This window comes from Clostridium neuense, from assembly GCF_045310695.1.
Classification (GTDB): Bacteria; Bacillota; Clostridia; order Clostridiales; family Clostridiaceae; genus Clostridium_S; species Clostridium_S neuense.
Genome location: NZ_JBJIAA010000028.1, coordinates 1 through 21,970, shown reverse-complemented (window position 1 = coordinate 21,970; position 21,970 = coordinate 1). Strand labels below are relative to the sequence as shown.

Sequence of the window (21,970 nt, the reverse complement as noted above, 5' to 3'; positions counted from 1 at the left end):
ACATGCATATAGGTAAGATTACAAAATTTAAATTAATAGTAAGCTTTAGTATTTTAATTGTTTTAATCATAATGAGTAATTATCTTAACTTTAATGTAAATAAGAATGTATCAAATGTAATTGAATATAAAAGCATTAATAGCGCAAGCGGGGGTATTACCTTTGATGAACTTAGCAAAGTAAAAAATAAGTACAAAGATTTGGAACTTACTGGCTGCAAAGAAATGACGTCTAGTGTAACAAACAAATATGGAGTGTCTCCACAAAAAGAAATGAAGACAGAAGAAGCTATAAGAACAAAAATAGTACTTACAGATGAAAATTATTTTGATTTGTATCCTTTTAGAATGATAAGAGGTGGAAAATTAGATTTTTTAACTGTAAAGTATGGAAGCAAGGTTGCCATAGTAAGTGATGTACTGGCAAATTCACTATTTAAGAGCGTTGATGTAATAGGTAGCACTTTAAATGTTGGTAACTCAAAGTATAGAATTGTGGGAGTGTATAAAGAAAATAAATCCTTACTGTATAGTGCAGCTGAGGATGGATATGAAAGAATTTATGTTCCGTATACAGCATATTCTGACCAAGATAAAAAGGATAAGTCTTTCATTGATATAATGGCAACAAGGGAAACAAAAAATTATGATGAAAAAGCTATAAATGATAAGCTTAGTAAGGCTTTAAATGATAAGATGCCTTTGTATAAATCTGTGAATTATACAGTTTCAAAGCAAATAGTGCTGCAGAACATAAAGATACTATATTTTATAGTTGGTTGTATTGTAATTGCCTTTTTTATAAAGCTTATATTAAAGTTTATTTGCGAAATTAAGTTGCTTTTTAAAGAAAAATTGAGAGTCAGCTATTTAAAAGAAGTAATATTAAATAATAAGAAGGAAATTTTGATTCTGTTTAGTAAGGTATTTATATGCATTGTGGGAATTGCTACTGTGTTTAATTTGATTAAATTTAATCTAGTCATTCAAAATAAGTATTTACCTTCTGAAAATATTTTTGATGTTAGCTTCTATAGAACGACTATTATTTCTAATATTCAGCTTAATAATGCAAATGAGAATGGTATAAGTAATGTTTATAATAGGTATTTAGCTATTGTGGGTAAAACAGAAGCTTTTGTCCTTTTAGGAGAGGTTGCTGCATTAGCTGCAGGAGTTATGCATTTGGTTTGGGCATTAGCTCACTGTCATTCTGAAGCTAAAGAAAATATTTGTAGTTGAGCTGGTTTATCTATAAACAAAAATACATCTGGTTTAATAATAAAAACTGGATGTATTTTTTTTGTTTTACATATTAACAACATATTTACATTTAAGTAATAATGATGTATTATCAAGACGAATAAAATATCTTACTAAAAAGGGGGATAAAAATGAAGAAAATTAAAAAATACTTATGTTTCTTACTTATTTTATTAATCTCTTTTATGGCCAATCCTAGCTATAATATTAAAGCAGAAGGTGTTTCTAAACAGAAAACGAATTTATCAATAACTTTTGCTGATAATATTAACCATGATGTTGAGAAATTGGTTACCAAATCTGGTGGACAAGTTGTTTCTGAGTTTCCTAAGATAGGTGCTTTGAAAGTTAAATGTAGTGATGAAATAGTACCACAAATTTTAGAATGTTCAGGTGTAGAATCAATTTCTCCTTCATTAGAAATGAAATTACCATCTGAAAAAGTTATAAGTTTTAATGAAGAAAAAGCTGTTTCAAGTGAAGCTTCAGATCTATACGACAAATATCAGTGGGATATAAAAAAAGTGACTAATGACGGTGAAAGCTATAAACTTGGAACTGGAAATCATAATGTAGTTGTAGGTATAATAGATTCAGGAATAGATGAAAATCATCCTGATTTAAAACCAAACATATTAGGCGGAGAAAATTTTGTGCCAGCTAATTATAAAAATGATAGTACTGAAACTGGAGACAAAAGTGATATACAGGATAGAAATGGGCATGGCAGTCACGTGGCGGGAACTATAGCAGGAAATGGAAGAATTAAAGGAGTTGCTCCTAATATTGGAATCAAGGCTTATAGAGTTTTTGGAAAAGAAGGAACTACAGATACATCAATTATAGTTAATTCAATAATTAAAGCAACAGATGATGGAGTTAATGTTATAAGCTTAAGTTTAGGTGGTTATGGATTGAAAGGAAAGTGCTTTTGGAAAGATCCTAAAACTGGAAAGGTTAAGAGAGTAGGGAATGATATAGCAGATATGGATATATATAAAAGGGCCGTTAAATATGCTATAAAGCACAATGTAGTTGTAGTTGCAGCAGTAGGAAATGAAGCTTTAAATTGTGATAATAAAAAAAGTGTTACAAATTATATAAATAGCCAGAATACTGATAAAGCATTTACCTATGAGGGCTTGGGCTATGAACTACCAGCATCAGTTAAAGGAGTTATAGGCGTTTCAGCAGTTGGACCAACTGACAAATTAGCTTCATATTCTAATTATGGACGAGGCTTTGTAGATGTGACAGCACCAGGAGGAGATCTTTTGAATGTAGATAAATCTGATTATTATGATTTATGTTTAAGCTCATATCTTAACAGAGGGTATGCTTTTATGGCAGGTACTTCTATGTCCACACCAAAAGTTTCAGCTGTAGCAGCACTTGCAATATGTAAATATGGTAATGTAGGAACGAAGAAAATATCTAAGATAATATATAGTAGTTGTGAAAAATTAAATAATGATCCTACAGAAATGTATTATGGACATGGCTTGGTAAATGCTTATAAGTTGTTAAAAGGTCAAGATTAGTGAAGTAACAATGCTTCGTCGCATAAACATGCCCGAGGTTTGGGCGTCAGCCCATTATCCTTCTAGAATAAGATAAAAGCACTTTCAATAATAAGTCCTATAAATCTAAGGTTCAAAAATTATAAAATACTAAGATATTCCAATAACTCGCGTTGCTCAAACAGATTGAAATATCTAAGCATTTTACAATTTTTGAACCAAGATTTATTATAATTTTTTTAAATCGTTCCTTCAGCATTGTTACTTCACTCCCACGGTAGTGCAAGGAAAAAATCCCTCCGTTCCTACGGAATTTTGGTGTGAATCTTTATAGTGCATTATTTAAACAATTTATCACTATTTTTATTGTGAAACCTCGTATATATGTATATTCTCCTTGCTTTTCGGGCTAAGCGAAGTGATGTTGATTTGGGATATTAAATAAAGCTTTATTTAATATCCTAAGTCAATATTACTTCACTAATTTTCAGTTTACTTGTTATAAACTCCATAATATGTTAGTATTGGTATTAGGTAGGATTTATATGATAGGAGAATATATTTATGAAAAAAACTAGGATTGTAACTGTTTTGTTAGCGTTTTTATTGATTTTTTTATCAGGTTGCAAGCATGATGTAACAAGTATAAGCAAGACATGTAGTTCTCCAGTTACGCAAAGTTCAACAGGAAGTTTTTCAGCCCAAAAGGGTGATAAGGTTAATATTAGATACAATTCTAAGGTTAAAAGTGGAGAGTTAAAAATACAGTTAATTGATCCAAATGAAAAAGTAATAAATAATTTTGAAACAAATTTAAATGGAAAAGAACAAGTAACGATAAATAAAACAGGAGAATATACTGTGATGATTAGTTTATATAAATTTAAAGGAAATGTTAATGTAAGAATTAAGGAATAGTTACGGTCATTTTTAATAAGTTTAAAATACAGTATCAAAATGAAATTATGAGAGAGAAGTGATAAGAAATGGCAATTGCGGAGGCAACAATATTTCCAGTTGGAACAGGTTCAACTAGTTTGAGTAGTTATGTTGCAGCTTGTGAAAAAGTATTACAGGATGAAACTAGGATAAAATATCAGCTTACACCTATGGGAACAATTTTAGAGGGCGAGCTTGATGTGATTTTAGAGATTGTAAGAAAAATGCATGAGGTTCCTTTTGAAAATGGAGCTGAAAGAGTAGAAACTTACATAAAAATTGATGATAGAAGAGATAAGAAATCAACTATGAGTCAAAAATTGAATTCTGTTATGGAGAAATTAAAGTAATAATAAAGGGATATTTCAATTTTATGAGAAAATGGTCATGTTTACTGTAACTGCGATAATGAAATTAAAATTTTTAATTGAAGAGTACTAAATGTTCTCTTCAATTTTTTTTAGTCTATTTTTTAATATAGTAGTTATAAAATAATGTAGAGAAAGTACGAAAAATATAGTATGATGTAAAGTAAGTTTTTTAAATCAATTATAGATAAACAGCTTCAACTATTGGAATTTATGTACTGTAATGTTAGAAACACACATTTTGGTACAAATAAATTTTAAGTTTTAGGGTAGTTTATCTTTACTGGGAGGAAATTTATGAAATCTATAAAAAAGCAGTTCATAGTACTAATTTTAGCACTAGTCTTAATTCCAATAGCTATTGTAGATTTAAGCTACTATTTTTTGGCATCAGATGCTATAAAATCGCAAGTTAAAAATAACAACAAGGTTATTGCAAATTCTGTTTCAAAGGATGTACAAAGTTTTGTGCAAAAAGCGTATTCAGTTTCAGAAGAAATTGTTAATAACAACGATGTAAAGAGTTTGGTGCCAGATAAACAAAAAAGCGTTTTAGTTAGTAGTATTAATAGAAACAAATATTTTGATTTGTTTTATATTCAGGATACTAAAGGTATGCAGACGGCCAGAAACAGTGGGAAATTAGCAGATAGATCAAAGAGATGGTGGTTCATCAAAATTATTAAGGATAAAGAACCATTTGTAACAAAATCTTATTATTCTGTATCTAATAATTCAACTGTATGTTCTATAATTTTGCCTATTTATGACCAAGCTAAGAAGCTTATTAGTGTTTTTGGAGCAGATTTAAAGCTTGATTCTCTTCAATCTTTAGTAGAAAAAAGCAATACCCAAAAGGGAAGTTATACATATATAATTGATGGAGATGGTACTGTCATTGCACATCCGGATAAAAATCAGGTTGCTCAAATGTATAATTATAAAACTAAAAAGAAAACTGTAATGCTTAAGGATGCAAGCGGTAAAGTAATGATGAACAGTGATGGTTCACAAAAAACTAAGCAGGTTGATATTAAAGTACCAGAAAAATTGGGTAATTCAGTGGCAAATGCATTAAAAGGTGAATCTGGAAATATAGAATATGTAGATAATGACGGCAAGAATCAAATGTGCGTTTATAATAGTATAAGTATTCCAGGAAGCTCAGATAAATGGGCGGTTATTACGGTTCAAGATAAGTCAGTAGCACTTCAACCAATTAAAAATATTCAGTATATAAACATCACTATTTTAGTAATTGTGGTTGTGTTAATAATTTTAATAACACTTTATTCGGTACAAAGCTTAACCAATCCTATAATTAAACTTAAGGCACTTATGGAAAAGGCTTCTCAGGGTGATTTAACTGTACATAGCTATTATAACTCTAAAAATGAAATAGGAGATTTAAGTAATAGTTTTAATTCAATGATAGATGACATGAAGAAATTAATTAATAAAATATCAGAAACATCAGGTAAAGTAACTTTATCATCTTCTTCACTTGTAAGTGTAGCAAATGAAAATGTAAAGGCAATTGAAGAAATAGCAGGGACCATTACAAATATAGCTGAAGGTGCACAAGATCAGGCGGTTGGAGCTGAAAATGGTTTAAATGCAGCGAATAATCTTTCAAATGAATTAGAGAAAATGATGAGTGATGTAGAAAGAATGATGGCGTCAACAGAGGAAACTGTTAATTCAAATAACAGAGGAGTAAAAGTTATAGACAAACTTGAAGGTGAATCTAATAAAAATAATGAAGTTATTAAAAAAGTTGCCAAGGTAATTAATTTACTCAATGATAAAGCTAATAGTATTGGAGAAATAGTAGAAACTATATCAGCGATTTCAGAGCAAACTAATTTGCTAGCATTAAATGCAGCAATAGAAGCTGCAAGAGCTGGTGAACATGGTAAGGGATTTTCAGTAGTAGCTGAGGAGGTAAGAAAATTATCTGAAGGTACTTCAAATGCTAGCAGCAAAGTTAAAGAAATACTTGATACAATTCAAAATGATGTAGCTGAAGCTAGTGAAGCTATTAATTATGCTAACAGTGTTGCAGATGATCAAAATGCTGCTGTCAAAGATACAAAATTAATATTTAGCGATATTGCTTCATCAGTTAATAATGTGATTATAAAGGTTAAAAATATTTCAAAGAGTATAGAAAATGTAGATACTAGCAGAAATGAAGTACTAGATGTATTAAATAAGGCCGCAGAAATGGCTACTAATCTTTCTAGTTCTTCAGAAGAGGTTTCAGCTGCAACACAGCAGCAGACAGCATCTATGAATGAGATGAACAACTTTGCACTGCAACTAAAAGATGTATCAAACAATTTAAATGATGAAATAAAAGCATTTAAAATTGCAAAGTAACAGTGCTTTGGAACATTAAAAAAAATCCATAAATCTAAGGTGAAAAAATCGCAAAATCCTAAGATATTTCAATAACTCGCTAAAAAAAAGCTCAAACAGATTGAAATATCTAAGTATTTTAAGATTTTTCCACCAAGATTTATTGGATTTTTTTAAATTGTTCCTTCAGCACTGTTACTTTGCTACCACGGTAGTACAAGGAAAAAATTCCTTTGTACCTACGGAATTTTAGAGTAATTCTACAACTAAACAAAAAAGGCCATATATTCTATATAAACATAGATTAATAAAATAAATGATATAGATTTGAATTACAGTGTCATTTTCCGTAGGTACGGAGGAAAATGTTCCTTAAATAATGTATAATGCGAAGTAACAATAGTGAAGAAATAGTTTAAATAAAATTTTATAAATATTAGAGGTTAAATGGTAAAAGTCTTAGATATTTCAATTTGTTTGAGCCAAAGGCGAGTTATTGAAATGTCTTAGAATTTTAGAATTTAACCTCTTAGATTTATTAATTTTATTTAATATTTCAAGGTATTGTTACTTCGCAGTTTTTACTTCTTAGCTGTTATTTTCACCCAGGTATCATTGTAAAGTTTTCTTGTATCTCCAAGATCTTTGAAGATTTCAGCATTCTTAAGAGAAGCATCATCTGGGTAAGAAGCTTTGTTATTTTTTTCTGAGTCTTGTAAAAGATTGTAGGTAGCTTTGTTTGGTGTTCCATATCCAATAAAGTCTACATTCTTTTTGTTTACCTTTGCATTAAGTAAAAAGTTAAGAAATTTTTCTGCGGATGTTTTATTTGAAGCATTTTTAGGAATTACCCAGCTGTCAAACCATAAATTTGTGCCTTCCTTTGGTATTACATATTCGAATTTTTCAGGCTTTTCTTTCATAAGTACAGCAGCATCTCCAGAATAAATAACTCCCATTGGCTTTTCACCATTTCTTAGAGAATCTTTAATTTCGTCTCCTATATAAACTGGATTCATGCTTTCCTTTTGTTTTGTAAGTTCAGTTGCTGCTTTTGAAATTTGCTCTGTGTTTGTAGAATTCATGGAATAACCAAGTCTCTTAAGTGAAATTCCTATAGAGTTTCGCATATCATCTGACATAAAGATTTTATCTTTGTATTTTGTATCCCAAAGCACATCCCAGCTGTCTATTTTATCTTTAATTTGAGTTTTATCATAAATTATTCCTATAGTTCCCCACATATATGGTACTGAGTATTTATTTTTAGGATCAAAGCTTAAGTTTTTATATTTATTATCTATATTTGAATAGTTTGGTACATTTTTAAAATCAATTGGTTGGACGAGATCTTCTTTAATCATTCTATCAACCATGTAATCTGAAGGGCAAATGAGGTCATATTTGTTTGTACCAGATTTCACTTTTTGGTACATTTCTTCATTTGTTGAAAAGGTTTGATAGTTTACCTTTATGCCTGTTTGTTTTGTAAAATCTTTTATTATGCTTTCATCAATATATTCACCCCAATTAAAAACACTGATAGTTTTTTTGCTTGAATTAGGAGCTATGCTGCAGCCTGTAAACATTGAAACAATTATCCCTAATGCAGCAGAAATTGATATGATTTTTTTTATGGTTTTCATTTCTTTTCCTCCTTAGATAAAAATTCTTTTCCGTTTGCAAGAAATAGCAATATTAGGATAGTTAAGAACATTAATGTAGATAGTGCATTTATTTCAGGACTAATACCTCTTCTAGCCATGGAGTATATTTCTATTGATAAATTTGTAACATCATTTCCAGTGTTGAAAAAACTAATTACAAAATCATCTATGGACATTGTAAAAGCAAATAAAAAGCCAGCTACTATGCCAGGTTTTATTTGTGGTAATATTATTTTTCTCATGGTATATCTAGGAGTAGCACCGAGATCTAGAGATGCCTTTACAATATCCTTTGGAAGCTGTTTAAGTTTTGGAAGCACAGATAATATTACATATGGGGTAGAAAATACAATATGAGCTATGATAAGCGTAGTTATCCCAAAAGGTATCTTAAAAAATATAAATAGTGTCATTAAGGATACAGCGGTTACAATGTCAGGATTGAGTACTGGTATATTGTTAAAGTTTAATATGGCTTTCTTAGATATACCAGACATCTTGTCTATGGCTATTGCACTTAAAGTTCCAAATATTGTTGATACTAAGGATGAAACTACAGCAACAAATACAGTGTAATAAAGTGCAGTAAGTATTCTATCATCACTTAGTAAGGAGCTATACCACTTTAGTGAAAAGTGTCCCCAATTTGAGGAGTATTTTTCCGAATTAAAGGAAAATATAATCAAGAAAAATATTGGTGCATATAAAAAAATATAAACTAAGGCTAAATAAAACTTTTTTGAATATTTTTCTACCATAGCCGACCACCACCTTTAACATCATCTGTATTATCAAATTTTGAAAGTACAGCCATTGAAATCAGTATTATAATCATCATTAAAATTGATATAGCAGATCCAAAGTACCAATCTCCAACTGTTGTAAACTGAGATTCAATAAGATTACCTATAAGCATAAATTGTCCGCCGCCTAAGAGCTTTGATATTACAAAAGTTGAAACAGCAGGCATAAATACCATAGTTATGCCAGACATTATTCCTGGTATGCTTAAAGGGAAAACAACCCGCCTAAACACAATAAATCTATTTGCACCAAGATCTGAAGCTGCTTTTATTACATCTTGATCTATTTTTATAAGCACTGTGTATATAGGGATTATCATAAATGGTAGAAAGTTGTATACCATTCCAAGAATAACAGCTCCATTTGTATAGAGTATGTCTACTTTAGAAAAACCTATAAAAGAAAATATTTTATTTATTATTCCATTTTTGCCCAAAATTGACATCCAGGCATAGGTTCTTAATAAAAAATTCATCCACATAGGAATTATAAATAAAAGCATTAGTAGGTTTCTGGTTTTAATTTTTGTTTTTGCTACTATGTAAGCAGCAGGATAACCAAAAAGGAGACATATAATTGTAGAAATAAGTGCTAGTTTTATAGAGTTAAAAAATACTAACATGTATAGGGAATTAAATAATTTTTTATAGTTATCTAGGGTAAAGATTCCATCATTATTTGTAAGGCTGAAATATATTACAAGGAAAATAGGAACAACTATAAAGATTATGCTCCAAATTAAATATGGATATTGAGATAATGAAGTTTTCTTTTTCATTATTACTTAAGAGCCTTTCTCATGATGTGTATATCATCAGGAAATATATTTATTCCTATTTCTTCCCCAACTATGGCATGCTTTGTGTTATGGATTATCCATACAGCATTATTTATTTCAACCTTAATTTCGTAGTGAACACCTCTAAATACAACAGAAACGACCTTACCCTGTAGCCTTCCTGTTTCTTTGTCTGAAATTTTTATGTCTTCTGGTCTTATTACTACATCAACCTTTTCATTTTTATCAAAGCCCTTATCTACACAGTTAAAGTTTATTCCATAAAAGTTAACCTTGTAGTCCTCAAGCATAGTTCCTTCCACGATATTACTTACACCTATAAAATTTGCAACAAATTTATTTTTAGGTTCATTGTATATGTCCTCTGGAGTTCCAATTTGTTGAATAATGCCTTTATTTAAAACTACTATGGTATCAGACATTGTGAGAGCTTCTTCTTGATCATGCGTTACAAAGATAAAGGTTATACCGAGTTTTTTTTGAATGTTTTTGAGTTCAAGCTGCATTTCTTTTCTTAATTTTAAATCAAGAGCTCCAAGAGGCTCATCAAGAAGTAAAAGCTTTGGCTCATTTACAAGAGCTCTGGCTATAGCAACTCTTTGTTGCTGTCCACCACTTAAAGAATCTGTTGATCTTTTTTCAAAGCCTTCAAGTTCTACCATCTTTAGCATAGTTTTAATTTTTTCTTTGATTTGTTTTTCTGGCAATTTTTTTATTCTAAGGCCAAAAGCAACATTTTCATAGACATTCATATGAGTGAATAATGCATACTTTTGGAATACTGTGTTTATTTGCCTTTTGTAAGGCGGAACAGAATTAATTTCTTTTTCTTCAAAAATAATTTTTCCGTCATCTGGTGTTTCAAATCCAGCAATTATGTTTAAGGTGGTTGTTTTACCGCAACCGCTTGGACCTAAAAGAGTAATAAATTCATTTCTTCTAACTGCAAGATTCAAATTATTGAGAACGGTATTATCATCGTATTTTTTGGTTATGTTTTTTAAGTTTATTATGATATCGCTTTCCATAATTAGTTTAAACACCTCTTTTGAAATATTAAAATGAAGGAGGAGAACTTACCCATATAATTTTGGCGGTTTTCTTCCCTTGATTTAGTATTTGATGATTTACATTAGCTTTAAAGTAGAAACTTTCACCAGCTTTGACTTTGTATTTTTTGTTTCCTAGTTTGATATTTATTGTTCCATTTAAAACATATCCAAATTCTTCTCCTTCGTGAGGTTCATCTTCAGGATATTCTCCACCGTTATCAAGTGTAAGAATAACAGGTTCCATAGAATCTTTTTGAGAATTTGAGACAAGCCACATAAGCTTGTATTTTAAAGTTTCATCATAGGTTTCACACATATCCTCTTTTTTAAAGACTATTTTTTCTTCACAATCTTCTTTGAAAAATTCAGGCAAATTAGTTCCTAAAGCCTCTAGAATATCAGTTAAAGTAGCTATGGAAGGTGAAGTAAGATCTCTTTCTATTTGTGATATAAATCCTTTTGAAAGTTCACATCTATTTGCTAGTTCTTCTTGAGTAAGCTGCTTTTCTATTCTGATACTTTTTATTTTTTTTCCGATTTCCATAATCCACCACGCAATTATAAAATTTGTTTTCTAAATACACACTAGTTTAACTACCTAAACAGCTTGTACCATAATTCTCAGAAGACAGTATTTTGGTACAAATTGCTTTTGAAGTTTCAAGTGGTTTATCTTTAATAGTATATGTAAACTCTAAGTTTAAATATACTAAACTTAACAATAAATAATTATACAAACATTTTTTACATAAATCAATATTTTATTAAACTTTATAGAAAAATTTTCATTAGAGGTGATATTGTAACAATGATAATATTTACAACATATTATAGAAATAAACGTGAAGAAAGATATTTCTACAAAAATTAAAAAGAATATTGAAAGGAGTTTTTACAAAATAATGGTTACAATTGATCCTAATAATATACCGAAATTTAAAAGTCAATTAATAGTTCCGCCGGTTTATATGCCAAAGGTTGTAAAGCGGGCTAGTTCTGGTGAAGTAATAAGTTATAATTATATAGTATCTATAAGTGAATTTAAGGAGCAGATACTCCCAGAAGGTTTCCCAATGACTATAGTTTTTGGATATGGTAGTAGAGTGTTTAATAAGGTTACAGGCAAAATAATAAATAATTTTAAGAGCGCTCCAGGTGCTACTTTTGAGGCAGTGAGAGGGATAACGATGAATGTACAGTGGATTAATGACTTAAATGGATATAATAGATTACCTGTAGATCCAACGCTTCATTGGGCAGATCCTAATAATATAGGAATGGTTGAACCAAGTTCAGTTCCTCCATTTCCACCAGGACTAGCTAAAGCACAAATTCCAGTTCCAATTGTTACTCACATTCATGGTGGAGAAAATAGCTCGATTTTTGATGGTCATCCGGATGCTTGGTTTACTTCAGGAGAGAATAAAGTTGGAAGTGAGTTTATAACGTCATTATATAGATATCCCAATAAGCAAAATTCTGCTACGTTGTGGTATCATGATCATTCCCTTGGAATAACAAGACTCAATGTTGTTATGGGACTTGCTGGGTTTTATATAATAAAAGATCCTAACAATCCGCTTGATATTCCTGGAAAAGTGCTTCCAGATAAAAAGCATGAGATACCATTAGTAATTCAAGATAGGACTTTTAATATGGACGGAAGTTTTTATTTCCCTAATGTTGGAATAAATCCAGATGAGCATCCATATTGGCAGCCAGAGTTTTTTGGAAACACAATAGTTGTAAATGGAAAAGCTTGGCCTAATCTAAATGTAGATAGGCAGGAATATCGTTTTAGAGTACTAAATGGGTCAAATGCTAGATTTTATAATTTTAAGTTTTCTAATGATATGGAGTTTTTCCAAATAGGAAGCGATGGTGGATACTTAGAAAGACCAGTAAAACTTAAGTCTATTCTTATTGCACCAGGGGAAAGAGTAGATATATTGGTCGATTTTTCAAAAATATTACCTGGAAAAAAGTTAATACTTCAAAATACAGCTAATGCTCCATTTCCAAGTGGTGAAAGTCCTGACCCTGACACTGTAGGAAGCATTATGCAATTTACTGTTACAGGTTGTATTACCCACCCAAAAGCAAAACTTCCAAAGAAACTTAACAATATTCCTAAACTTACTAGAGATGGGGCCAAGAGAACTTTAGTTTTATATGAGGTTATGGGTAAAAATGGTCCACTTGAGATTTTACTTAATGGACAAAAGTGGTCAGCACCAGTTTCTGAAGACCCAGTAGTAGGCTCTACAGAAGAATGGGAAATTGTAAATCTTACTGGGGATACTCATCCTATTCATTTACATCTAGTGCAGTTTCAAATTTTAAATAGACAGAGCTTTAAAGTAGACGATTATAGTACTAAATGGCTTGAACTTAATGGAGAACCTCCTCTAAATCATCCTACTATTGTTCTTCCAACTGAAGGATATTCTATTGGAGAGCCAATTTTACCTGAGGAAAATGAAGCGGGATGGAAGGATACCATTAGAGCTAATCCAGGGGAAATCACTAGACTTATAATTAGATTTGCACCTCAATATGCTGCTTCTGATATGGTTAAGCCTGGAGTTAATCTTTTCCCATTTAATCCTTCATCAGGGCCAGGTTATGTTTGGCACTGCCATATACTTGATCATGAGGATAATGAAATGATGAGACCACTTAAAATTGTTTCAGAGAATAACGAAATGCTTTAAAGCTAAAGTAATGGTTTGGCTATAAGAAGGTGAGGTATAAACACCTTCTTACTTTATATGTCTATATTACAAGAGTTGGCGGGGCATATACTCTTGCTTTAAGTTCATTATCTAACAAGTATAATCCTTTAGCGTCATTTCCAAATAGATCAAACCTTTTTGTTAAATCTTCCGCATTTTTTTCTTCTTCTCCCTGTTCTTTTATAAACCAATCTAAAAACTGTGTGGTTCTGAAGTCATTTACTGAAAGGGCAGAGGAATATATTGTACTAATTGCTTCAGTGATTTTTTGTTCATGCTTGTAGGTTTGCTCTAAAGGAGCTTTGAAGTTTTCAAATTTTTTATTAGCTGAACTTATTGGTTTTAATTCTATTTCTTCACCGTTGTTGTGCATATATTTTATGAACAATATCGCGTGATCTTTTTCTTCTTGAACTTGAACGAAAAACCAATTTCCAAAACCATCAAGATTTTTGCTCATAAAGTAGTTGTAAATATCGAGATAAAAGTATGCAGAATAGAATTCAAAATTAATTTGATTATTTAGTAAAAGTGATATTTTTTCATTTAACATAAGCTTTGCCTCCATAATTTTAAAGAATATATTATTTTTATGTCCTTATATACCCAAATTTAAACTAAAAACAACTATGTACTTTATGGAAACTATAAAACTATTTACAACGAACTGTCGAAGTTTTAAAATGATTTTAATATTAAAAATATAAAAGCCATAATTAAAATAAGGTCATACATATCTTATTTATGACATAATAAAGATGTATTTACTTTATTTAAGGAGAGTAACATGGTTAAAAAAATTAATAATTTAGAGATGGATAATGACATTATTAAAATGCTGGATGAATTCACAAAAATAGAAACTGTAGAGGGAATCATGCTAGCAGGTTCTAGATCAGTAAAAACCAATGATAAATTTTCAGATTACGATATATATATTTATGTAGATGAAGAAATACCAGTAACTAAGAGAAAAGGTATAATAGATAAGTATTGCAGTTATATGGAGCTAAATAATCACTTTTGGGAAATAGAAGATGATGGAATATTAAAATCTAATGATGTTCCAGTAGAAATAATATATAGAAAATTAGCTTGGATTAATGATTCATTAAGTAGGACTGTTGTAAAATGTGAAGCAGATACCGGTTATACTACATGTTTTTGGTGCAATATAATGAGTTCAATAATACTATACGATAGAGCTGGTAAGTTAAACAAACTGCAGGACAAGTATAAAGTACCTTATCCTATCAAATTAAAGGAAAATATATTAAAGAAAAATTATCCGTTACTTAAGCAGCAAATGCCTGCCTATTATTATCAAATTGAAAAGGCATTAAAAAGAAATGATTTCATTAGTGTAAATCACAGAACAGCAGCCCTATTTGCAAGTTATTTTGATATAATTTTTGCTGTAAATGAAATGCTTCATCCTGGTGAGAAGAAGCTTATTAAAATCATAAAGGATAAAGGACTTAACGTTCCACAGGATATGGAGTTAAATGTTAATAATATTCTGAGGTTCTCGGCAGAAGGTGATTCCAAAATATTAAAAGAAATAGATTTATTAATTAACAATTTAAACGTATTTCTAAAAAAAGAAGGTTTATGGAGAGAATGGATGAAATAAAGTATGAAAATAAGTAATTTAACATTTTATATTCATTACTGTAATAAAAGAGATATTACAGATAGTGATAGATTGCTAAAGACGATTTCTAGACAAATAAATCATCATGAGTTAATGCTTGTAACAGGCGGGGGTGCTCATGTTACTATTGGAAATAAAAAGTACAAAGTTAAAAAGGGAGAACTTTTATATTTACGCCCAGAGACTTTTCATTGCATTAAACCAGATTTAGAGGATCCATTGAAGTTTATATCAGTTCATTTTAGCTTTACTAATGTAGAATTTGATAATAATAAATGGAGAATAGAAGCTGAAAAAGATGATTTGCCCCTTCAAGATGTTCAAGCTCTAGATAACTACTACAGCGTTAAAAGTTTAATGAAAGGCATGTTAGAAGTTTGGTTTGAAAAATTTCCAGAGTATGAGTTTGTTTCTAAGATAATGCTTCAACAAATCTTATTTAAAATTTTTAGAAATATAGAGGCAAAGTCACCCAATTATTCAAATTCCCTGAAAGTAAAAGAGGTTATAAAGTTTATGACAGAAAATATAGAAAAAAAGATAACTTTGAGTGAATTATCACAGCTTGTAAATTTATCACCAACATATTTAGCAAAGATTTTTAAAAAAACTACAGGGTATTCGATAATTGAGTTTTTTAATAAGATGAAAATAGATAAAGCTAAAGAACTTATTATAGAAGGAGATAAGAAGGTAAAAGAAGTTGCAAAAACTCTTGGATATAAAGATGAATTTTATTTTAGCAGAATATTTAAAAAAATAGAAGGAGTAAGCCCTAAAGAATTTTATGGCAAGAATGTCCATGAAGTTTAATATATTGCATGGTATTACTTGAATTTAAGGCTTATAATTTGGATATAATCGTCATATATTTATTCTTAAACAAATGAAGGAAGGGATTATATCCATGAAGTTATGGAAAAGAAATTTGGCAATTTGTTGGGCTGGAGCTTTTATAACTGCTATTGGGCTTAGTCAAATTGCACCTATATTGCCGCTATACGTAAACCATTTAGGTGTGCATAATACTAATAGTATAGAACAGATATCTGGAATTGCTTTTGGTGTTACTTTTATAACATCAGCAATTTTTTCACCAATCTGGGGAAAGGCTGCGGATAAGCTTGGAAGAAAACCAATGTTACTTCGTGCAAGCTTTGGAATGTCCATTGTCATATGCTCTACTGGTTTTGTAACTAATGTGTACCAGCTTATAGGACTTAGGCTTTTGCAGGGAGTAATTACAGGTTACACTACGGCATGTATAACATTAATTGCTACACAAGTTGACAAGGAGCATGCGGGATGGGCACTTGGAACACTTTCAACAGCTTCAGTTTCAGGAGCACTATTAGGACCTATAATAGGTGGTTTTATAGATGAAATAATTGGACCACAAGGTGTCTTCTTTGTGACAGGTGGTCTTATGGTTATAGTTTTTATAGCTACTTTAATATTTGTAAAAGAAGATTTTAAACGCTCAGACAAAAAGGTTATGAGTACTAAAGAGGTCTGGGACATTTTACCAGACAAGGGTATATTCATAATAATGTTTATAACAGCTTTTGTGCTGCAATTAGCACTTTATTCAATAGAACCAATGATTACAGTTTATATTAAACAGCTATCTCATAATGCTTCACATGTTGCTTTGATTTCTGGCTTAGCATTTTCTGCTTCAGGGTTTGCAAGCATAATTTCTGCACCTAGGCTTGGAAAACTTTCTGATAAAATAGGTGCACGGAAAGTTATATTAGGATCACTTATTGCTGCTGGAATATTTTTTATACCACAAGCATTTGTAAAGAACCCGTGGCAGCTTATGGGATTTAGATTTTTATTAGGTCTTGCTACGGCAGGATTAATGCCATCTGTTAATACTCTTGTAAAAAGGCTATCTCCAGAAGCTGTTACAGGAAGAATATTTGGTTACAGCATGTCGGCACAATATTTAGGGACATTTGCGGGGTCAGTATTTGGAGGTCAAATATCTTCTCACTTTGGTATTAGAGATGTATTTTTTGTTACTAGTGCATTGTTGTTATTAAATGCAGTATGGGTGTATAATACAGTGTATAAAAAATTATCTGGAAAATACAACAATAAGTATTTATCAAAATGTAGTTAAAAACAAAACTTACTTATCATGAATGGTAATGTTTTATGATAAGTAAGTAGATAAATGTAATTTAGTGAAGATGGTGATTATATGGATTTTAAACAGCTAAATGCTTTTGTAACTATAAGCAAACTTCATAGCTTTACAGGAGCAGCGGATACCCTTGGTTATGCTCAATCAACTATAACTAATCAAATTAAGCTTCTTGAAGAAGAACTTGGGGTAAAGCTTTTTGAGAGAATAGGAAAAAACGTAACAATGACACATGAAGGAAAAAGGCTTTTGCCATATGCAAAGCAAATGATAAAATTATCTCACGAAATTAAAAATGCAGCATTTAGTGATGAAAAACCAACAGGGACGTTAACTATTGGCGCGGCAGAATCTTTATGTGTGATTAGGCTTCCGGAAATATTAAAGGAATACAGAAAACTTTATCCAGAGGTTGAGGTATCTTTAAAGTTTGGAAGTTGTGCAGATTTCAGACACTATTTAAAGAACAACATAATTGATGTTGCATTTTCCCTTGGTACTAAAATTGATTCGGAAGATTTTATATCAGAGGTTGAATTTGATGAAGAAATGGTCTTGCTAGCTTATCCAGGTCACCGTTTAATAGGTAAAGATAAGATATTTCCAAAAGATATTGAAAATGAACCACTTATACTCACCGAAATGGGCTGCAGCTACAGAGCGGCCTTTGAAAATATATTAAATGAATATAATATAAAACCTAATCTTGTACTCGAAACGGGTAGTGTACAGGCAATAAAGCAGTTCACCATGAGTGGGCTTGGAATAACACTGCTCCCTAAAGTTGCTGTTAAAGATGAACTTGAAAGTGGAAGAATGGTTGCACTAAATTGGGCGGGGCCAGAATTTGGAATCATATCTCAAATTTTGTATCACAAAGATAAATGGATATCTCCAGCCTTGAATGCATTTCTTAAACTTTCAAAAGAGATAATAGGAAAAAATATTCAATAAATACACACTAAATTTAAAATGAACTTGTTATAAAAAAACTTTAAGGTATAAAAAAGACAGGCAAACTCCCATCGCTGGGGCGAATGTCTGTCGCGGTACCACCCAAATTATTACTCATGATTATAACGGCATTGCCGGCACAACTTACTTTAAATAAATTTCAGTCTGCAACTCTGGAGTGATTTTCAACAACCTTAGCTTATGGGTTCACACCAAATTCCCATTCTCTGAAAGCATATTTTTGTTTACTTGTCTCCGTCATCGTTTTTTCGTTTGCAATTACTATAATATAAAAAGTTTTTTGTGTCAACATAGAAAATTAAATGATTTTAGTGTAAATGGTGGAAAAAATAAATTAATTAAAAAAAGAAATGTAATTTAATCGTTTGCAATTATTAAATTGTTAATAATATGGCGCTGAAATTTTTATATTATTAAATTTTAGCACTAGTTATAAGAACTTTTATAAGATTTTTTGAATATAATGTAGAAAAATTAAATTTAAAAAAAGTAGTAAAATAACTGTTGACATTATGGAAATATGGTATTATCATCATAACATACACTAAATTTTGATAAATCAAATTTGAACTTCTTATTGTTATAAAGAAATTGTTAAAGGTAAAATTAAGGATTGTATCTTTGGGATCTTTTATGTTATCTCAATTATCCTGTAATTTATCTTTATTTTTATGTCATAAAATATAAAACTGCCTACTATTATTGCTTTAAGTAAAAAATTTGGGTGGTACCGCGCGGTCAAGATTCTCGCCCCAAGGAGAGAATCTTGACCGTTTTTTATACAATTTTAAGAAGACTATTATAAGAATAATCACAACATTCTTCATAATAATTGATTTAATAAAAGGGAGGCTAAATATAATGAGAAGTGATTCTGTTAAAAAGGGAGTTAAAGCAGCTCCAGCAAGAGCATTAATGTATGGAATGGGGTATACCAAAGAGGAAATTGATAAGCCGCTTATAGGAATTGTAAATTCTCAAAATGAAGTTGTTGCAGGTCACATGCACTTGGATGAAATTGCTAAGGCAGCAAAACTTGGAGTAGCTATGGCAGGTGGAACACCTATGGAATTTCCATCTATTGCAGTTTGTGATGGAATAGCAATGGGGCATATAGGAATGAAATATTCACTTGCAAGTAGGGAGCTTATAGCTGATTCTATAGAAGCTATGGCTATGGCACATGGTTTTGATGGATTGGTTTTAATTCCTAACTGCGATAAGATTGTTCCAGGAATGCTTATGGCAGCAGCAAGACTTAATATTCCAGCAGTAGTAGTAAGTGGTGGACCTATGAGGGCTGGAAAGTTAAAAAACAAAACTTTAGACTTTAGTACATGTATAGAGATGGTTGGAACTTGCAGTGATGGAAAGGCAACAGAGGAAGAACTTGAAGAGGAAACTAAAAGATCATGCCCAGGATGTGGCTCATGTTCAGGTCTTTTTACAGCAAACAGCATGAATTGTCTTACAGAAGTTCTTGGGATGGGATTACCTTTAAATGGTTCAGCTTTAGCACAAACAGGAGAGAGAAATCAACTTGCAAAATATGCGGGTATGTATGTAATGGACTGTGTGAAGAATAATAGACGACCAAGAGATATAATGACATTAAAGGCTTTTGAAAATGCCATAACAGTTGATATGGCTATGGCAGGCTCTACTAATACAGTACTCCACCTTCCAGCTATAGCTCATGAAGCAGGAGTTGAACTTAATTTAGACTTATTTGATGAAATAAGCAGAAGAACACCATGCTTAACAAAATTAAGTCCAAGCGGAAAGCATCATATGGAAGATTTGCATATGGCAGGTGGAATACCATCTCTTATGAATGAACTTTGTAAAAAGGATTTAATTAATAAGGACTGTATGACAATTACAGGAAAAACTATTGGACAAACTATAAAAGATTGTAAGGTGGAAGACCATGAAGTTATAAGAAGTGTTGATAATCCTTATAGCAACAAAGGAGGAATTGCAATATTGAGAGGGAATATTGCAGTGGATGGCTGTGTTGTTAAGGAATCTGCTGTGGCAAAGGAAATGCTAGTACATGAAGGTCCTGCAAGAGTATTTAATTCAGAAGAAGAAGCTGTTGATGCAATATTTGGAGACAAAATAAATAAAGGTGATGTTGTGGTAATAAGATATGAAGGACCAAAGGGAGGTCCAGGCATGAGAGAAATGCTTTCACCTACATCTGCTATAGCAGGAATGGGACTTGATAAAGATGTAGCACTTATTACAGACGGTAGATTTTCTGGTGCTACAAGGGGAGCGGCTATTGGACATGTATCACCAGAAGCTATGGAAGGTGGACTAATAGGTCTTGTAGAAGAAGGAGATACACTTTTTATAGATATACCAAATAAAAAACTTGAATTAAAAGTAAGTCAAGACGAATTGGAAAAAAGAAGGCAAAAGTATGTAACTCCAGAGCCTAAAATTAAGACTGGATATTTATCTAGATATGCAAAGCTCGTTACATCGGCAAATACAGGGGCAGTATTAAAATAGTAAAATAGAAAGAGGGCTAATTAAATTGATAGAAAAAATAAGTAAATTTTGTAATAAGTATTTTGCACTTTTAGTAATTTTGGTTGCAGCAATAGGGCTATTTAAGCCTGGTACATTTTTGTGGGTTGTCCCAAAGGTATCTCTGTTGCTTGGAATTATAATGTTTGGCATGGGTATGACGCTTAAAAAGGAAGATTTTAAAGAAGTTTTTACAAGACCAAAAGATGTGCTCATTGGGGTAGTAGCACATTATATCATAATGCCATGTGTAGCATATCTATTATGCTTAGCTTTGAGACTTCCAAAGGAGATAGCTGTTGGAGTAATACTTGTTGGATGCTGTCCAAGCGGTACTGCTTCAAATGTGATGTGTTTTATAGCAGGGGGAGATTTAGCACTTTCAGTATGTATAAGTTCGGTTTCAACACTTTTAGCACCAATATTTACACCACTTCTAATACTTCTTTTGGCAGGAAAGTGGGTATCAATACCAGTAACGGGCTTATTTATTGATATTGCTAAAATAGTTATATTGCCGATTGTTCTTGGGGTAATAGTAAATAAAGTTGCAGGAAGTGCTTCTAAAGAAATAGTTAAGTTTCTTCCTATGGTGTCAGTAATTGCTATAGTCTTAATAGTTGGAGGAGTTGTTGGGGCAAACTCTAAAAAACTAATAACAACAGCATTAGTTTCAATAGGAGCGGTGGTACTTCATAATTTGTTTGGATTCTTATTTGGATATTTAGCAGCTAAGGTAATGAAGATGGATGAAGCTAAAAGAAGAGCAGTTGCTTTTGAAGTTGGAATGCAGAATTCAGCACTAGGAGTATCATTAGCCATGAGTTTCTTTTCACCATTATCAGCTATTCCAGCAGCAATATTTAGTGTTTGGCATAACATCTCAGGGCCAACTTTAGCTAGTTTTTGGGCAAATAAGAAAGTTTTAAGTAATGCTGAAAATGCAAACGAAAAATTAGCACAATAAAAATAATGCGAAGTAACAATGCTTCGTCACGTTAAAAAAATCCTATAAATCTAAGGCTCAAAAATCATAAAATGCTAAGATATTTCAATAACTCGCTATCGCTCAAACCTGCTAAGTAAAGTCAAGTGTTTTTCTTAAAAAATTTCAGAGAAATTTTTTAAGAAAATAGGGTAACTT

At 31.1% G+C, this 21,970-nt stretch carries 18 protein-coding genes and 1 other annotated feature; of the genes, 12 read left to right on the top strand and 6 right to left on the bottom strand.

From position 1 onward, the window contains the following. The first annotated feature begins 2 nt into the window (after window positions 1–2). The 5 genes from ACJDT4_RS22560 to ACJDT4_RS22540 all read left to right on the top strand — a co-directional run bounded on the left by ACJDT4_RS22560 (window position 3) and on the right by ACJDT4_RS22540 (window position 6,471). Window positions 3–1,241, top strand: coding sequence for an ABC transporter permease (locus ACJDT4_RS22560; RefSeq protein WP_406789873.1), 1,239 nt, complete (start codon window positions 3–5; stop codon window positions 1,239–1,241). A 152-nt stretch (window positions 1,242–1,393) separates the two neighbouring features. After that, complete coding sequence (locus tag ACJDT4_RS22555; RefSeq protein WP_406789872.1) at window positions 1,394–2,803, top strand: S8 family peptidase; 1,410 nt, start codon at window positions 1,394–1,396, stop codon at window positions 2,801–2,803. Between the two features lie 543 nt (window positions 2,804–3,346). Beyond that, on the top strand, window positions 3,347–3,700 hold the full coding sequence (locus ACJDT4_RS22550) for a PPC domain-containing protein (protein ID WP_406789871.1): 354 nt from the start codon (window positions 3,347–3,349) through the stop codon (window positions 3,698–3,700). A gap of 68 nt (window positions 3,701–3,768) precedes the next feature. Further along, window positions 3,769–4,071: an MTH1187 family thiamine-binding protein gene (locus ACJDT4_RS22545; RefSeq protein ID WP_406789870.1), complete on the top strand. Its 303-nt coding sequence runs from the start codon at window positions 3,769–3,771 to the stop codon at window positions 4,069–4,071. A gap of 315 nt (window positions 4,072–4,386) precedes the next feature. Next, window positions 4,387–6,471: a methyl-accepting chemotaxis protein gene (locus ACJDT4_RS22540; protein ID WP_406789869.1), complete on the top strand. Its 2,085-nt coding sequence runs from the start codon at window positions 4,387–4,389 to the stop codon at window positions 6,469–6,471. Window positions 6,472–7,031: 560 nt separating this feature from the next. On the opposite strand, the gene ACJDT4_RS22535 is transcribed toward ACJDT4_RS22540, so the two are convergent. The 5 genes from ACJDT4_RS22535 to ACJDT4_RS22515 are packed head-to-tail and all read right to left on the bottom strand — an operon-like array spanning window position 7,032 to window position 11,316. After that, window positions 7,032–8,096, bottom strand: a complete 1,065-nt coding sequence (locus ACJDT4_RS22535) for an ABC transporter substrate-binding protein (RefSeq protein ID WP_406789868.1) — start codon at window positions 8,094–8,096, stop codon at window positions 7,032–7,034. Next, a complete protein-coding gene (locus ACJDT4_RS22530) occupies window positions 8,093–8,875 on the bottom strand; it encodes an ABC transporter permease (protein WP_406789867.1) in 783 nt (260 codons plus the stop codon). The genes ACJDT4_RS22535 and ACJDT4_RS22530 overlap by 4 nt, the downstream gene beginning before the upstream one ends. Continuing rightward, window positions 8,869–9,699 (bottom strand): ABC transporter permease, encoded by an 831-nt coding sequence (locus ACJDT4_RS22525; RefSeq protein WP_406789866.1) that lies wholly within the window; start codon window positions 9,697–9,699, stop codon window positions 8,869–8,871. The genes ACJDT4_RS22530 and ACJDT4_RS22525 overlap by 7 nt, the downstream gene beginning before the upstream one ends. Window positions 9,700–9,701: 2 nt before the next feature. Beyond that, the gene (gene potA, locus ACJDT4_RS22520; protein WP_406789865.1) at window positions 9,702–10,748 is read right to left on the bottom strand and encodes a spermidine/putrescine ABC transporter ATP-binding protein; all 1,047 of its coding nucleotides are present in this window, start codon (window positions 10,746–10,748) and stop codon (window positions 9,702–9,704) included. 28 nt (window positions 10,749–10,776) lie between these two features. Further along, complete coding sequence (locus ACJDT4_RS22515; protein WP_406789864.1) at window positions 10,777–11,316, bottom strand: helix-turn-helix domain-containing protein; 540 nt, start codon at window positions 11,314–11,316, stop codon at window positions 10,777–10,779. 358 nt (window positions 11,317–11,674) lie between these two features. On the opposite strand from ACJDT4_RS22515, the gene ACJDT4_RS22510 reads away from it, so the two are divergent. Next, window positions 11,675–13,486 carry a multicopper oxidase family protein gene (locus ACJDT4_RS22510; RefSeq protein WP_406789863.1) on the top strand — a complete coding sequence of 604 codons (1,812 nt, stop codon included), beginning with the start codon at window positions 11,675–11,677 and terminating at the stop codon, window positions 13,484–13,486. 61 nt (window positions 13,487–13,547) lie between these two features. Here the strand turns inward: ACJDT4_RS22510 and ACJDT4_RS22505 are convergent, their stop codons facing one another. After that, window positions 13,548–14,060: a ferritin gene (locus ACJDT4_RS22505; RefSeq protein ID WP_406789862.1), complete on the bottom strand. Its 513-nt coding sequence runs from the start codon at window positions 14,058–14,060 to the stop codon at window positions 13,548–13,550. Window positions 14,061–14,294: 234 nt separating this feature from the next. On the opposite strand from ACJDT4_RS22505, the gene ACJDT4_RS22500 reads away from it, so the two are divergent. From ACJDT4_RS22500 to ACJDT4_RS22475, 6 genes are all read left to right on the top strand, one after another. Continuing rightward, window positions 14,295–15,140, top strand: coding sequence for a DUF4037 domain-containing protein (locus tag ACJDT4_RS22500; protein ID WP_406789861.1), 846 nt, complete (start codon window positions 14,295–14,297; stop codon window positions 15,138–15,140). Between the two features lie 3 nt (window positions 15,141–15,143). Beyond that, window positions 15,144–15,974 carry an AraC family transcriptional regulator gene (locus ACJDT4_RS22495; RefSeq protein ID WP_406789860.1) on the top strand — a complete coding sequence of 277 codons (831 nt, stop codon included), beginning with the start codon at window positions 15,144–15,146 and terminating at the stop codon, window positions 15,972–15,974. Between the two features lie 94 nt (window positions 15,975–16,068). Continuing rightward, a complete protein-coding gene (locus ACJDT4_RS22490; RefSeq protein WP_406789859.1) occupies window positions 16,069–17,289 on the top strand; it encodes a multidrug efflux MFS transporter in 1,221 nt (406 codons plus the stop codon). An 81-nt stretch (window positions 17,290–17,370) separates the two neighbouring features. Continuing rightward, window positions 17,371–18,267, top strand: coding sequence for a LysR family transcriptional regulator (locus tag ACJDT4_RS22485; protein WP_406789858.1), 897 nt, complete (start codon window positions 17,371–17,373; stop codon window positions 18,265–18,267). A 72-nt stretch (window positions 18,268–18,339) separates the two neighbouring features. Further along, window positions 18,340–18,538, bottom strand: a binding site (T-box leader). A gap of 611 nt (window positions 18,539–19,149) precedes the next feature. After that, a complete protein-coding gene (gene ilvD / locus ACJDT4_RS22480) occupies window positions 19,150–20,808 on the top strand; it encodes a dihydroxy-acid dehydratase (RefSeq protein ID WP_406789857.1) in 1,659 nt (552 codons plus the stop codon). Between the two features lie 25 nt (window positions 20,809–20,833). Continuing rightward, window positions 20,834–21,793 (top strand): bile acid:sodium symporter family protein, encoded by a 960-nt coding sequence (locus ACJDT4_RS22475; RefSeq protein ID WP_406789855.1) that lies wholly within the window; start codon window positions 20,834–20,836, stop codon window positions 21,791–21,793. Window positions 21,794–21,970 lie beyond the last annotated feature (177 nt).

What these genes read in the sequence shown, in the direction of transcription:
- ACJDT4_RS22560 (WP_406789873.1), top strand. Translation starts at nt 3, where the DNA reads ATGCATATAGGTAAGATTACAAAATTTAAATTAATAGTAAGCTTTAGT.
- ACJDT4_RS22555 (WP_406789872.1), top strand. Translation starts at nt 1,394, where the DNA reads ATGAAGAAAATTAAAAAATACTTATGTTTCTTACTTATTTTATTAATC.
- ACJDT4_RS22550 (WP_406789871.1), top strand. Translation starts at nt 3,347, where the DNA reads ATGAAAAAAACTAGGATTGTAACTGTTTTGTTAGCGTTTTTATTGATT.
- ACJDT4_RS22545 (WP_406789870.1), top strand. Translation starts at nt 3,769, where the DNA reads ATGGCAATTGCGGAGGCAACAATATTTCCAGTTGGAACAGGTTCAACT.
- ACJDT4_RS22540 (WP_406789869.1), top strand. Translation starts at nt 4,387, where the DNA reads ATGAAATCTATAAAAAAGCAGTTCATAGTACTAATTTTAGCACTAGTC.
- ACJDT4_RS22535 (WP_406789868.1), bottom strand. Translation starts at nt 8,096, where the DNA reads ATGAAAACCATAAAAAAAATCATATCAATTTCTGCTGCATTAGGGATA.
- ACJDT4_RS22530 (WP_406789867.1), bottom strand. Translation starts at nt 8,875, where the DNA reads ATGGTAGAAAAATATTCAAAAAAGTTTTATTTAGCCTTAGTTTATATT.
- ACJDT4_RS22525 (WP_406789866.1), bottom strand. Translation starts at nt 9,699, where the DNA reads ATGAAAAAGAAAACTTCATTATCTCAATATCCATATTTAATTTGGAGC.
- potA (WP_406789865.1), bottom strand. Translation starts at nt 10,748, where the DNA reads ATGGAAAGCGATATCATAATAAACTTAAAAAACATAACCAAAAAATAC.
- ACJDT4_RS22515 (WP_406789864.1), bottom strand. Translation starts at nt 11,316, where the DNA reads ATGGAAATCGGAAAAAAAATAAAAAGTATCAGAATAGAAAAGCAGCTT.
- ACJDT4_RS22510 (WP_406789863.1), top strand. Translation starts at nt 11,675, where the DNA reads ATGGTTACAATTGATCCTAATAATATACCGAAATTTAAAAGTCAATTA.
- ACJDT4_RS22505 (WP_406789862.1), bottom strand. Translation starts at nt 14,060, where the DNA reads ATGTTAAATGAAAAAATATCACTTTTACTAAATAATCAAATTAATTTT.
- ACJDT4_RS22500 (WP_406789861.1), top strand. Translation starts at nt 14,295, where the DNA reads ATGGTTAAAAAAATTAATAATTTAGAGATGGATAATGACATTATTAAA.
- ACJDT4_RS22495 (WP_406789860.1), top strand. Translation starts at nt 15,144, where the DNA reads ATGAAAATAAGTAATTTAACATTTTATATTCATTACTGTAATAAAAGA.
- ACJDT4_RS22490 (WP_406789859.1), top strand. Translation starts at nt 16,069, where the DNA reads ATGAAGTTATGGAAAAGAAATTTGGCAATTTGTTGGGCTGGAGCTTTT.
- ACJDT4_RS22485 (WP_406789858.1), top strand. Translation starts at nt 17,371, where the DNA reads ATGGATTTTAAACAGCTAAATGCTTTTGTAACTATAAGCAAACTTCAT.
- ilvD (WP_406789857.1), top strand. Translation starts at nt 19,150, where the DNA reads ATGAGAAGTGATTCTGTTAAAAAGGGAGTTAAAGCAGCTCCAGCAAGA.